Here is a 13421-nt window from a genome sequence, read left to right on the forward strand (position 1 = left end):
CCGCTAGGCGTCCGGGGATCTGTTAGGGGGCGTCCAGCGCCTCCCGGGACCGTGCCCGCGCTGCGTCCTGGGCCATCATGGAGCGGTCGCGGCGGGCCTTCGTGGGCCAGGTGAGGACCAGCGTGAGGATCGTCGCCGTGAGCACGAGAACCGCGACCGTCACGGCGGAGTCCGTCCAGAACTGCTCGGGGAACAGCCGGATGAGGGTGTCGTCCACACGGAAGGTCCAGGTGCCGTCGGCGAAGAACAGGGCGTGGACCTGCGTGAAGAAGGTCTGCCACGCGAGGACCGCCAGCACGGTCAGGACCACGATGCCGACCAGCGTCAGCACGGCACCGGAGAACAGCGCCCGGCGGACCCCGCCCTTGTAGTGCCGCGCGAGGTAGGTGCAGGCCGCGACGGCGAGGACGAGGAGCACGAGGGCGATGAAGAAGGACAGCCCGAGGACGCCCTTCACATCGGCCATGTGGCCCACCTCCGACTCGAGGAACAGCGGCTCGCCCTCGGGCGTCACCAGGTCGCCGAGGTACCGCGGCGGCGCGAAGTTCAGCACGTAGTCGAGCGCGTACGAGCCGTAGGTCATGCGGTCGTCCAGCGAGAAACCGAACCGGTCGGCGGGGAACCCGGGCCGGTGGTACTCCAGCCACAGGAACGACGACGTCGCCACGGCCCGGATGGCGGCCGCGACCACGATGACCGGGAAGAACAGGGCGACGACGACCTGCAGGAATCGCGGGAGCGCGGGCTTCGCCGCGGCCGCCTGGTCCCGGGCCGCGGCACGCCGGGCCGCTTCGCTGTCCGGGGGGCGCACGGAGAGGGCCGCCGTGTCCGTGGACGGCTCGACGGCGGCCTGCGCGTGACTCCCACTCCCCGACGAACCGGCTCCCGACGACGGCCCTGCCACCGCGGCGGCCGCCGGGACTCCTGCAGGGTCCTGTCCGTCCGGGGAGGCAGTCGCGGCGGTGGATGCAGGGGAAACGGTCGAGGCGGTGGAGACCGTGGCCCCGTGACCGCCCGGGGTCCCTTCGTCCCCGTCGACGCCCGGGAGGTCCGGCCGGCCGGCGGCCTCCCGCATCGGGAGAGGGTCGCGCTGGGTGGTGGCAGGGATCGGCTCCTCCCCGCGATCGGGATCACCAGCGCCGGAGGCGGCCGTCCCGGCCGCGGCAGCGCCGGAAGCGGCGTCGTCCTCGACCCGGGAGGCGTCGGGGGCCCCGGAGTCCGCCCCCACCGAAGCGGCGTCGTCGTCCATCCGTTCCGCACGGGATGCGACGGATGCGCTCGGACGGGTGCTGTCGGTCTCTGCCACTGCGATCTCTCCTTGATGGGTGCCGCCGGTGCCTGCATCCGGCGTCTTTCGACACTACCGGGCATTCGGGCGCCGAACGGGAGGCTCCCCGCACGCCCGTCGCTCGGGGTCAGGCGGTGACGACGGCGTCTCCCCGGTCAACGGCGCCGAGGTCGCCGCGGTGCCCCGCCGCGACCGCGCGCCGTCCGAGGATCAGGGTGTACGCCCAGTACGCGGCGAAGACCAGGAACCCGATGCCGAGGCGCAGCCACGGCGGCAGTCCGCTCGGTGTGACGAATCCCTCGACGAGCCCCGAGACGAGCAGCACCAGCACCAGCCCGAGTGCGACGGTGATGAGCGCACGGCCTTCCTCCGCGAGCGCCGCGGCGCGTGGCCTGCGTCCCGGAGCCACCCAGGCCCAGAAGATGCGCAGCCCTGCGGCGGCGGCGATGAAGATGGCGGTCAGCTCCATGAAACCGTGCGGCAGGATGTAGACGAAGAAGGTGTCGAGCCGGTCGTAGGACGCCATCATGCCGGCGGCCATGCCCACGCCCTGCGCGTTCTGGTAGAGGATGAACACCGGCCAGATGCCGGTGACGCCGAACGCGACGGCCTGCAGCGCGATCCACGCGTTGTTCGTCCAGACCAGCCCGGCGAAGGAGGCGGCAGGGTTCTCCGAGTAGTAGTCGACGAAGTCCTCCTCCACGTAGCGTCGGAGTTCCTCGTCCGGCCCGAGCGCCTGGATCACCCCGGGCGTGCCGACCCAGAGGGCGTAGAGCCAGGCCACCGCGATGAAGAGCACCCCGACCACCGCTGTGAGCCACCGGATGCGGTAGAACGCAGCGGGCAGGGAGAAGACGAAGAACTGCGCGATGTCCTCCATGGTGTTGGACTTCGCCCCGGTGAACCGGGTCCGCGCGCGGGAGAGCCGGGTGGACAGCGCCCCGGACAGTGCGCTCTCGGGGTCCACGGACCGGATGATGGACAGGTGCGTGGACACGCGCTGGTAGAGCACCAGCAGTTCGTCCGACTCCGCGCCGTCGAGCCGCCGCCGGCCCGCGAGGTGATCCAGGCGTTGCCAGTCGCTGCGGTGCACGGCGATGAATGCGTCAACGTCCATGGCCCAACCCTATAGTTCCGGGGTCGTCGTGGAGCGGCAACGGCACGACGGCGCTACGCTGCAGGGAGCACGGGACCACCAGGACCCGTCACCGGTCGTCAGGGGGACATGCATGAGTTCGGTCGTCACCGGCGAGGCGGTGGTCCTCGAACTGAAGGCCGCCGGATTCGCCGCCCGGGGGCTGAGTGTCCTGATCGACATCATCGCCCAGATCATCCTCGCGATCCTCCTGCTGCTGCTGATCGGGAACGTCTTCGGCGGCGTCCTCGACGATGCGCTCACGCGAGCCCTGGTCCTGGTCGTCGTCGTGCTGCTCCTCCTCGTCCTGCCGGTCACGGTGGAGACCGTGACCCGCGGGAAGTCGCTGGGCCGCCTCGTCATGGGGCTGCGGATCGTGCGGGACGACGGCGGTGCGATCCGCTTCCGGCACGCCTTCATCCGCGGCATGCTGGCGATCCTCGAGATCTACATGCTCGTCGGTTCGCTCGCGTTCCTCGTCTCCCTGTTCAACGAGCGCTCCAAGCGCCTCGGCGACCTGCTGGCCGGGACCTACGCGATGCGGGAGCGGGTCGTCGCCCGGCCCCGGGCCGTCCTCGTCATGCCTCCACGCCTGGAGCACTGGGCGGCCACGGCGGACATCGGGCGCCTGCCCGACGCCCTCGGCCGGAGGATGTCCCAGTTCCTGGCGCAGGCCCCGCGCCTCACGCCGTCGGCCCGCACCGCGCTCTCCCGGGATCTTGCCGCCGAAGCGGGCCGGCACGTCTTCCCCGCACTCCCGGCGGACACCCCTCCGGAGGAGTTCCTGCACGCCGTCATCGCCGCGCGCCGGGACCGCGACTATGCCGCGATGATGCGCCGCCGCGAGCGGACGGAGTCGACGGCGAAGAGGCTCCACCACCTGCCGTTCGGCTAGGGCTGGTCGACCCACTCGTCCCACGGCACGTTCCAGTCGCCGAAGCCGTCCCACACGTACATGGGGCCGTAGTCCGTGTTCAGGATCTGCACCACGTCTCCGGTCGCGAACGTGTCGTAGAAGTACTCGGCGCCCTCGGGCGACATGCCGATGCAGCCGTGGGAGACGTTGAATCTGCCGAGGGCCGCCTGCGCGGCGGGGAGCGCCTCGTGCACGAACGCTCCGCCGTTGCTCAGGCGGCTCGCGTGGTTCACGACCGTCGGCGGGTAGTAGGCGGGATCGCCCGGCTCCAGGCCGATCGACTCCGCCGTGAACCGGGTGCTCTCGTACTGCTCCATCACCACCATGTAGCCCTCGGTGGAGGGCCAGTCCTCGGTGCCGAGGGTGATCGGGAACGTGGCATCGAGCTTCCCGTCGAGATACACCTCCATGGTCTTGGTGGCGTTGTCGACCACGGCCAGGCGCGTGTTGTGCGTCTTCACGGTCCTGGTCGTGTCGCCGTTGCCGATCATGCCGTTGCCGAAGTCGACGCCGAACAGCCTGGACTCGACCGTGATCGTGCTGTTCGGGGCCCAGAACGTCTCGGGGCGGTAGCGGGCCTTGGTGTCCGAGAGCCAGTAGAACGCGCCGGGCTGACCGCTCGTACTGGTGACGGTGATGGCCTTCTCGACGGCGTCCCGGTTGGTCACGGGCTCACTGAAGGTGAACTCGAGCGGCTGGCCCGTGCCCACCGTGGCGCCGTCCAGCGGGTACATCGCGGCGTCGGCCTCGTTCGCGGGCTCCACGGTCCTGAAGGTCGAGGTACCTCGCCGGGGCTGTCCGGCGGCGTCGCGGGCCGTGTAGGAGAGCTCGTACTCGGTGTCGAACGCGAGACGGTCCGTCGCGGTCCACTGCTTGCCGTCGTCGGACAGGGTCCCGGCCACGGGCGTGCCGCCCGCACGGGGGACGAGTTCGACGGCGTCGAGCGTCGCCCCGGTGACCGTCACCGCGGGCGGGGTGGCGGGGTTGACCGAGAACGCGCCGTCCGTGGGCGTGACGCCCACGGTGTAGTCGGACCGGGCGTCGGGTGCCGACGCCGCGGGGGAGGATCCCGGGGACGACGTCGACGACGGCTCGAACTCGTCCCAGAAGGACGCCGTCGTGATGCCCACGCCACCGCCGACGGCGACGACCGCAGCGGCACCGATGGCCGCGATCGTCCAGATCTTCCGACTCGCTGCGGCCCTGCCCGATCCCTGCTTCATGCGCATGCGTCCAGCCCTTCACCGTCACTGCTCCTGAGCGGACTGTACGTCACGTGACGTGCCTCACCGCGGAGGCCGCGCGGCGTCCGTCGGGGACGGCTCCCACCGGCCCCCGAGGGAACCGGCAGCAGCCGCGTCGGGGGGTGCTGCCTAGTAGCGGTACTGCTCCGACTTGTACGGACCGGCGACGTCGATGTCCAGGTACTCGGCCTGCCCCTTGGTCAGCTCGGTGAGCTCGACGCCGAGGGCGTCCAGGTGCAGGCGGGCGACCTTCTCGTCGAGGACCTTCGGGAGCACGTACACCTCGTTCGCGTACTCGCGGTTGCCCTCGGCGTCGTCCTGCTCGAACTTCGTGTACAGCTCGATCTGGGCGATCGTCTGGTTGGCGAAGGAGTTGCTCATGACGAACGAGGGGTGGCCCGTGGCGTTGCCGAGGTTCAGCAGGCGGCCCTCGGACAGCATGATGATGGAGTGCTGCTCCACGCCCGCGGACTCGTCGGCGGGGATGACCCACTCGTGGACCTGGGGCTTGATCTCGATCTTCTCGACCCCCGGGATGCGCCCGAGGCCGGCGATGTCGATCTCGTTGTCGAAATGCCCGATGTTGCCCACGATGGCCTGGTGCTTCATGCCCGCCATGTGGCGGGCCATGATGACGTCCTTGTTGCCGGTGGTCGTGATGAAGATATCGCCCTGCGCGAGCACCGACTCCAGTTTCGCGACCTGGTAGCCGTCCATCGCCGCCTGCAGTGCGCAGATCGGATCGATCTCCGTGACGATCACCCGGGCGCCCTGGCCGCGCATGGCCTCGGCCGCGCCCTTGCCGACGTCGCCGTACCCGCAGACGACGGCGACCTTGCCGCCGATCAACACGTCCGTGGCCCGGTTCAGGCCGTCGGGCAGCGAGTGGCGGATCCCGTACTTGTTGTCGAACTTGGACTTGGTGACGGAGTCGTTGACGTTGATCGCGGGGAAGAGGAGCTTGCCCTGTGCGGCCAGCTGGTAGAGGCGGTGCACGCCCGTGGTCGTCTCCTCGGTGACGCCCTTGATGCCCGCGGCGATCGCCGTCCACTTCTGCGGCTCGGAGCCGATCGTGGAGCGGAGGGTGTCGAGGAACACGGTGTACTCGTGCGAGTAGTCGGCGTCGCCCTCCTGCGGGTTCGCGGGCACCGCTCCGAGCGCCTCGAACTCGACTCCCTTGTGCACCAGCATCGTGGCGTCCCCGCCGTCGTCGAGGATCATGTTCGGGCCGAGGCCGTCCGCCTGGCCCGGCCAGGTGAGGATCTGGGTGGCGGTCCACCAGTAGTCCTCGAGGGACTCGTTCTTCCACGCGAACACGGGCACCCCGGCGGGCTCCTCGACCGTGCCGGTGCCCACGACGACGGCCGCGGCGGCCTCGTCCTGGGTGGAGAAGATGTTGCAGGACGCCCAGCGCACCTCGGCGCCGAGGGAGGTCAGCGTCTCGATGAGGACGGCCGTCTGCACCGTCATGTGCAGGGAGCCGGCGATGCGGGCTCCCGCGAGGGGCTGGGACTCGGCGAATTCGCGGCGCAGCGCCATGAGTCCGGGCATCTCGTGCTCGGCGAGGCGGATCTGGTGGCGGCCGGCCTCGGCGAGTGAGAGATCGGCAACTTTGTAGTCGAAGGTCATGGTGTCCTGGTCCTTGGAGGTTCGGAAGGGCTGGGGATCGGCGGTGCGGCTGGCCGGGTCAGGCGCGCGCGCCGCCGTCGAGTGGTTCGCGGCGGAGGAGCACGGGGATGCCCTCGTCGAGGGTGTAGGTCAGCCGGGTGCCGTCGGGTCCCGGCGAGGAGGTCCTGAGGACGCGGCCCTCCTGGACGAGCTTCGACCCGGTGACGGGGCAGCGGAGGACGTCGAGCAATCGGGAGGGAAGATTCGCCACGGGGAGCACTTTCGCTCGGAAGGAAGAGGGATTCTGCCCTCCAGTCTACCGCGGGCGCCTTCTCCTGCCTCCATCGGAAGGTCCGGTCGGGCGGGGCCGGAGAGGTGCGGGACCGGCCGGAGCCGCCCGGTCAGGGTTCCCGCAGGATCCTCAGGTGGCCGCGCCGGGGGCCGCTGACGCCGACCGGGGGCTCCATGGGGGCCTTGGTCCCGCGGGGTCCGACCGGCGGGGCCTCGACGGTGGGCTCCGCGGCGGCTTCCCGCACGGCGTCGGCCAGGGCCAGCAGGTCGTCGGAGTTGTGCTCGGGAGCGGCGTCGGGGAGCGTCAGGCGGACCACCTCCCAGCCGCGGGGCACGGTGAGGCGTTCGGCATGGACCGCGCAGAGGTCGTAGGTGTGGGGCTCGGCGTAGGTTGCGAGGGGTCCGAGAACCGCCGTCGAATCCGCGTAGACATAGGTCAGCGTGGCCATCGCCCGCCGGGGGCAGGCTGATCTGGAGCATTGACGGAGTGATCCCACGATCCTCAACCCTACCGGGGATCGGCCGGGGCGGCCGCCATGACGCGCCCCGGTGGCCGCCGCGCATCGGGGGCGCGCCCGCACCCCGCACCAGCGCAGGAGTGCGTGCGGGGCGGTCGAAGGCTTAGAGTCGATGCATGCAGGATGCTCCCACACTTTCGGTGAACCTGACTGATCCGGCGGCCGCGGAAGAGGGTCCGGCGCGGTCGTTCTACGAGCGCCGTCGCAATCGCCGGGGGCGCGGCATGCGCGGCAACCTGCTCCCGCAGTACCTGCCGGGGTCGCGGACGCGGTCGGAGCAGTTCGACGACTGGGTGATGGAATCGGCCCAGCGGCTCGAGCGCCTGTGGGGCGAGCGCATCCAGGACGTGCAGATCGTGGTGCAGGAGATCCCGGACGGCCTCGAGGACATGACGCCCGAGTCCCTGCGGGGACTCCTGGGATCCTGCTCCCCCGCCTCGCCGAACCGGCCGGCCGTCATCACCATCTACCGGCACCCCGTGCTCATGGCCGCGAGGGACGTCCTGTCCGTCAACGAACTCGTGCACGACGTCGTCGTGGAACAGACCGCCGAACTCATGGGACTCGCCCCGGAGGCCGTCGATCCCGCGTACGGCCGCTCCCAGGCCTGACGGTTTCAGCGGTCCGGCGACCTCCCCGCGGAGCACCGGTCAGTAGCCGAGTTCCACCGGGATGCTCTGCGGACCCGTGGCACCGGCCGGGACGCCCGCCACGGAGATCCCGCTCCTGTCCCCGGGCAGCGTCATCATCTGCGCACCGTACACGGGGTCCCCGGTCGCATCGACGACCACCGCGACCGGTGACCGGCCGAGGGACGACGACGGCACCGTCACGGACGTACCCCCCGCGATCCCGATCACCACGGGCTCGCCCAGCGCGCCGTCGGCCAGGACGGGCGTCAGCGTGACCTCGCCCCTGCCGCTCGGCGCACCCAGGACCAGAGAGGTGTCCACGCCCTCGGCCAGGGCCATCGCGTGATCGCTGCCGAGGCGGACCGCCGCCGGGGCACCCGCGAGGTCCACGGGTTCGCCGTCGTCGGTCCCGCGGGTCACGCGTGCGGCCGCGACCACCGAGACGTCGGAGGTGACGGCGACCGTGTAGTTCCCCTCCGGGAGCGCGTCGAGGGGGACGCTCGTGACGGAACCGGCCGCCGCGGTCACGACTCCCCCGCCCGGCAGGGCCACGTCCCCGTCCGGCCCGAAGACCCGGATGTCGAGCACGGCGTCGCTGGACCCGGGGACGAGCACCTGCAGCGCGGGGGACGCGCTGCCGTACCCTTCCTGCTCGCGGATGCGGCGCGCCGTCGCGGCGTCCTGGACGGCGACGCCGGGCACCACCTGGGTCAGGCCGGCCGGAGCACTCGGCGACAGGAGGTCCACCCCGCCGGGCGTCAGTCCGCGCAGCACGCTCTGCTGGATGACCCCGCTCACGCGTCCGCCGTCGCTGCGCACGCGCACGGCCACCTGCTCGTGGTTGCCGGCGAGGGCGGCCAGCACGATCCGCCGGGTCTCCCCGGGGGCCACCAGCCCACCGCGCGTCCCGGCCGCCTCGATGGGTCCGTCCGGCCCGTAGAGCTCGAGCGACACGGCGGCGGGCGTGCCCGTGGGGTTGGTCAGGGTGAGGGTGGAGGACTGCCCGACGGTGGTCGCGGCGCCCAGCAGCCACAGATCACTGGAGGGCACCTGGCAGGCGGTCGCTGCGAGCCCCCGGAGGTCCCCGTCGGTGGCGGTGTAGGTGGCGGTCGCCGCGGCCACCGGCGTGAGCCCGCCCTGCGACTGCGCGCGGAGGACGGACGGGGCGTCGACGGCGATGCCGCGGGCGACCCCCGCGATGCGGTTCGTCAGGCCGTCCTCACCACTGCTGGCGGGGCGGTCCGCCGCCAGGGAGGACGCGGGCGCGAACTCCCGGATCAGCGCCAGCGGCTCCTCCCCGGCGACGGGCAGCAGCCCGCTCCCCGTCACGGTGGCACTCAGGTCGCTGAGCACCACACCGGACACCGTGGTCTTCGCGCTGGCCGACGCGGGACCGAACTCGGGATCGGCGCCCTCTCCGGCGGACTCGAGCAGGCGCGGCGGCGCAGGACACACCGCGGTGTAGTCGCCGGCCGGAACCGCGGCCGCCGGGACCGCGACGTCGGATCCGGGGCTCGTCGGCAGGGCCGCGGTCACGCCTCCGGAGGCGATCGCGGCCGTCGCCGCGAGGAGCACGACGCCGGTCGCGGCGCCCAGCGCGGTGCCGAGGCGGGTACGCCGTGGGACGCCGGCCGCCCTGTCCCGGGCGACGGCGCGCGCGGCGACGGCGGTATCCGCACGGACCGGGGTGTCCGCCGCCCGGATACCGTGCGCCGACCGGCCGGTCGTCCGTCGACGGCTCACATCGCACCGCTTCCAGTGGTCGCCGGCTGCGGGGACGCGCCGGCCATCACGTCGTCCCGCGGGTTCCCGGGGACGGTGGCGTCGGAGAAGGGACGCCGGGTGGCCTGCCGCGCCGGGTGGCCATCCTTCGGCCTCGCGACCGCGGGCCGGGACGGGATGGGCAGGGCGAGGAGCGCCGTCAGCCCGAGGACGACGGCCTGGAGCGCCTCCACCCAGGGCTCGAAGACGCTGGAGTAGGAGATGTCCACCCTGCCGCCCGCGGCGGGCAGCGCGAAGGCCTGCTGCCACCCGTCGGACACGGGCTCGAGCCGCTCACCGTCGAGGCTCGCGCGCCATCCGCGGTCGGCCTCCTCCGCCAGGACGAGTCGCCGCCCCTCCGCGCCCGGGGGGACCGCGCCGCCCGCGTCCACGCCCGACGACGGGACGATGGCCTCCGTCCGGCCCTCGGCACCGACGACCCGCGCCCGGGCCGGAAGGTCCCCGATGTCCTCGGTCCCGCCGTCGGACATGGCCGGAGCGACGCGCCAGAGCCGGCCCGCCTCCGTGTCACCCACGGCGGTGAGGCCGGGCACGGAGTCGATGCGGCCGCTGAGGAAGTCCCCGGCGGCCTCGGACTGCCGGAGCACGACGAAGCCGACGCCGAGGTCGCGCAGGCCACCGCGGGGATCCGCGCCCGTGGCGCCGACGATCACGGCGACGCTCGTGCGCAGGAGCCGCTCCGATGCTCCGTCCTCCTGCAGTGCCACCTCCCCGGTCCCCTGCAGGCTGCGGGCCGCGTACAGCGGGTTCAGCGCATCGAGGGTCGTCCCGGCACCGCGGGTCAGGGCGGCACGGACGTCGTCGTCGTCGTCGACCGTGATGACGAGTGTCCGGGTCCGGTCCGGGCCCGCGCCGCGGTCCGCCGCCGTCGCGGGCAGCGGGCGCTCGGCCACGGGGTCCAGGCCGATCGCGGTGCCGAAGTCCGAGGAGCGGGCACTGGTGGCGGGTGCCTCCGCGGCGGGACTGCCGGGAAGCAGCACCGGCTCGGCGACCGCTGCCGGCGGGCCGGCGAGCCCGGGGGCGAGCCACAGGCCGAGACTGAGCAGCGGGCCGACGGCGAGCGCCGTGCCCGCGGCGACCCGCAGGAGCCGCCGGCCGGCGCCGGCCGGAGCCGCGGGGACGCCCGCGTCCGGGCGGCCCGGCAGCCCCGCGAGGGCGGCCGCGAGCAGGCACAGGGTCACGGCCGAGACGAGCGGTCCGGGGAACACCCCGACCAGGGCCGGGCCGTCCACCGCGACGGGGAACTGCGGGATCACCGCGCCGAGTGCCAGCGCGAGGATCGCCAGGAGCCAGAACGGGCGCACGAGGGTGCCGCGTCCGCCCCGCAGGAAGAGCGCGACGGCGGCCAGGGCGATCACGGGCCCGCCGATGACGATCGCGGCGACGAGCGACCAGGGGCCCGGGCCGAGGAGACCGGCCGCGGCGGGCGCGAGCATCGGGTTGAACCGCACCGGGAACCCGAGGAGCTGCTGCCAGGGTGCGGCCGGAGCGAAGGCGAGCGGCACGCCGGGATCGCCGAGGACACCGCGGGGGGTCGCGAGGGCCGAGAGGAGGTACGGCAGGTACAGCGCGACGACGGGCAGCAGGGTCCACCACAGCGTGCGTGCCCTCGTCCCGCCGACGACCAGCGCGACGACCAGCCCCGCCACGGCGAGTGCCCCGAGGGAGGGCGCCGACGCCGCGACCACGGCGAGGACGAGCCCGGCCGCGGCGCCGGCGGTCCAGCTGCGCGTCCCGTCGCTGCCGGGCGTGACGATGCCCTCCGGCACCGTACGCACACTCACCGCGCCCCCGACCGCCCGGACGATCCCCAGCAGGGCGAGGGGAAGCAGGATGTGGGCGAGCAGCGCGCCGAGCCGCCCCTGCCCGAGCGCGACCTGCAGGGCGGGCGCGGCGCCCCAGAAGACCGCGGCCCAGAGCCGCAGCGCGCGGGACCGCGTCAGGGCACCGGCCGCGAGCCATGCGGTGAGGCCGGCGAGGGGAAGCGCGCAGACCACGGCGACGACGACGGCCGTGTTCGCCGAGCCGAGGCCCAGCAGGGACAGCAGCCACAGCACGTACGCGAACGGCGAGCCGTGGGCGGGGAACCCGGCCCCCAGGCCGGTCCACCACGCGGTCGCGCTGTCCCAGACGGCGCCCGGGGTCGCGGCGACCGGCAGCAGCGCCCCGCCCGCCAGGGCCGGCGCCCCGATGAGGCGGTGGAGGCCCAGGACCGCGGCGGCGAGCAGCACCAGGACGGCCAGCACGGCCCCGGATCCGACCCAGAGCCGCGCCGGGGTGGTCAGCGCGGCGAAGTCGTCGTTGCTGTCCCCGGACGGGATGTACTCCTCGGTCCGCGGGTCCTGCCCGGCGGAGGCGCCGCGCGAGGTGAACGCGTCGACGACCGACCGGCGGTGGGACCACACCTCACGGCGGGACGTGATGAGCGGGCGCACGGTGGAGCGCGGCCGGCGCCGGCTCCGTCCGGCGGAGCGGCGGGACCGCAGGAGGTGGATCGGCCGGCAGACGCCGGCGAGGCTGCCGAGCAGCTGGCCCGCGCCGTGGGCGGGGTCCTTCGCCAGGAGGCCGAGCAGCAGCCGGCCCAGGCCTCCGAGGACGGCGCCGACGGCGAGGAAGGGCACGGCCGGCGCGGTGGCGTGCTTGAGCCGGAGATACACCTCGGCGGCCCGCGCGCCGTGCGGCGTGGACACCGGGTGCGGCCTGGGCCGCGCGTGGCGCAGCACCGCCCGGGGCACCACCACCACGCGGTGGCCGGCGAGGCGGTTCCGCCAGCACAGGTCGACGTCGTCGCCCACGCCGTGGAGGGCCGGGTCGAAGCCCCCGAGGGCGTCCCACACGTCGCGGCGGATCAGCATGCCCGCGGAATTGACGGCGAAGACGTCGCTCCGCGCGTCGTACTGGCCCTGGTCGTGCTCGTCGACGTCGATCAGCGTGAGCCGTTCCGCCCACCGGCTGATGGACAGCCCGACGTCCACGAGTTCGCGGCGGTCGTCCCAGGCCACCTGCTTCGCCCCGGCCACGGTGACCGACGGGGCACGCTCGACGGCGAGGAGCAGTTCGGCGAGCGCTCCGGGTTCGGGAGCGGAATCGTCATGGAGGAGCCACAGCCAGTCGTGGGCGTCGCCTTCCCCGGACCCCCCGTACGGCGGGATCTCGGCGACGGCGGTCCTCACGGCGGTGCCGAACCCCGCCCGCGCGGGAGCGCCGACCACGGGGCTGCCGACCGGCAGGTGGAGCTGGAGCAGGGACGCGGACCCGTCCGTCGATCCGGTGTCGACCCCGACGCAGAGATCGGCCGCGCGTCTCTGACGTCCCAGGGCTTCCAGCGTGGCCGGAAGGTACTCGGCACCGTTGTGGGCTACGACGACGGCGGTGACGCGGAGGTGCTGCTGAATCAGACTGCTCGCTTCCGCAACCTGCGGCGCTCCCGCTCGGACAGACCACCCCAGATGCCGAAGCGCTCATCGTTCTCCAGCGCGTACTCGAGGCACTCGGACTTCACGATGCAGGACCCGCACACCTTCTTGGCGTCGCGGGTGGACCCGCCCTTCTCGGGGAAGAAGGCCTCGGGGTCGGTCTGCGCGCACAGGGCGTCCGCCTGCCAGGACAGCTCGCCGTCGTCGTCGACGTTGCCCGGCGCGAGCGGCTGCCCGATCCAGGTGGGCCGGTCGGCCGGCGCCGACTGCGGCCGGGCATCCTCCTGCACCTCGGGATCCAGGCCCGGAAGAACGAGGAGGCTGCTGGGGCCGTCGACGTCGGGGAGGAGCGTGAGGGTCTGGTGGGCGCTGAGGAACGCGGTGGCCTGATCCTCGAGCACGGAACGCGTGCCTTCGCGGTACCGCTCGCCTGCCACCGGGTCGGCGGGATCGAGGAACCAGTCGGCCGGAACGCCCCGTGACCCGTAGCGGGCCGAAGCCTGCGCCGCGATATCTGGTCGTTCCTGTGTGCGTTCTGCCTGCCCCATGATCAGCCTTCCCGGTGTCGCCGTTCCAGCATCAGCATGGGGC

At 73.2% G+C, this 13421-nt stretch carries 11 protein-coding genes; 2 read left to right on the plus strand and 9 right to left on the minus strand.

What is annotated here, in order from left to right; all coding sequences use genetic code 11:
- Nucleotides 1-22: 22 nt before the first annotated feature.
- Nucleotides 23-1306, minus strand: coding sequence for a TIGR01906 family membrane protein (locus AC4D2E_RS09380; RefSeq protein WP_490952433.1), 1284 nt, complete (start codon nucleotides 1304-1306; stop codon nucleotides 23-25).
- A 109-nt stretch (nucleotides 1307-1415) separates the two neighbouring features.
- Complete coding sequence (locus tag AC4D2E_RS09385; protein ID WP_490952434.1) at nucleotides 1416-2405, minus strand: stage II sporulation protein M; 990 nt, start codon at nucleotides 2403-2405, stop codon at nucleotides 1416-1418.
- 112 nt (nucleotides 2406-2517) lie between these two features.
- Between AC4D2E_RS09385 and AC4D2E_RS09390 the strand changes: the two genes are divergently transcribed.
- Entirely contained in the window at nucleotides 2518-3318 is an 801-nt protein-coding gene (locus AC4D2E_RS09390; RefSeq protein WP_490952435.1) for an RDD family protein, read from the plus strand.
- Here the strand turns inward: AC4D2E_RS09390 and AC4D2E_RS09395 are convergent.
- The 4 genes from AC4D2E_RS09395 to AC4D2E_RS09410 all read right to left on the minus strand — a co-directional run bounded on the left by AC4D2E_RS09395 (nucleotide 3315) and on the right by AC4D2E_RS09410 (nucleotide 6979).
- Entirely contained in the window at nucleotides 3315-4568 is a 1254-nt protein-coding gene (locus tag AC4D2E_RS09395) for a L,D-transpeptidase (protein WP_490952436.1), read from the minus strand. The genes AC4D2E_RS09390 and AC4D2E_RS09395 overlap by 4 nt on opposite strands.
- Nucleotides 4569-4712: 144 nt before the next feature.
- Nucleotides 4713-6212, minus strand: a complete 1500-nt coding sequence (gene ahcY / locus AC4D2E_RS09400) for an adenosylhomocysteinase (protein ID WP_490952437.1) — start codon at nucleotides 6210-6212, stop codon at nucleotides 4713-4715.
- Between the two features lie 58 nt (nucleotides 6213-6270).
- Entirely contained in the window at nucleotides 6271-6462 is a 192-nt protein-coding gene (locus tag AC4D2E_RS09405) for a Trm112 family protein (RefSeq protein WP_104168805.1), read from the minus strand.
- 130 nt (nucleotides 6463-6592) lie between these two features.
- Nucleotides 6593-6979, minus strand: coding sequence for a DUF3499 domain-containing protein (locus AC4D2E_RS09410; protein WP_104168421.1), 387 nt, complete (start codon nucleotides 6977-6979; stop codon nucleotides 6593-6595).
- Nucleotides 6980-7116: 137 nt separating this feature from the next.
- On the opposite strand from AC4D2E_RS09410, the gene AC4D2E_RS09415 reads away from it, so the two are divergent.
- On the plus strand, nucleotides 7117-7611 hold the full coding sequence (locus AC4D2E_RS09415; RefSeq protein ID WP_104168422.1) for a metallopeptidase family protein: 495 nt from the start codon (nucleotides 7117-7119) through the stop codon (nucleotides 7609-7611).
- A gap of 39 nt (nucleotides 7612-7650) precedes the next feature.
- Here the strand turns inward: AC4D2E_RS09415 and AC4D2E_RS09420 are convergent, their stop codons facing one another.
- From AC4D2E_RS09420 to AC4D2E_RS09430, 3 genes are read right to left on the minus strand one after another with little or no spacing between them, the layout of a single operon-like run.
- Nucleotides 7651-9375, minus strand: coding sequence for a DUF5719 family protein (locus AC4D2E_RS09420; protein WP_490952438.1), 1725 nt, complete (start codon nucleotides 9373-9375; stop codon nucleotides 7651-7653).
- Entirely contained in the window at nucleotides 9372-12863 is a 3492-nt protein-coding gene (locus tag AC4D2E_RS09425; protein WP_490952709.1) for a glycosyltransferase, read from the minus strand. Before AC4D2E_RS09425 ends, AC4D2E_RS09420 begins: the two co-directional genes overlap by 4 nt.
- On the minus strand, nucleotides 12809-13378 hold the full coding sequence (locus AC4D2E_RS09430; RefSeq protein WP_104168425.1) for a WhiB family transcriptional regulator: 570 nt from the start codon (nucleotides 13376-13378) through the stop codon (nucleotides 12809-12811). The genes AC4D2E_RS09425 and AC4D2E_RS09430 overlap by 55 nt, the downstream gene beginning before the upstream one ends.
- Nucleotides 13379-13421: the final 43 nt, after the last annotated feature.

The sequence above is a fragment of the Arthrobacter sp. TJ-265 genome (assembly GCF_058269135.1).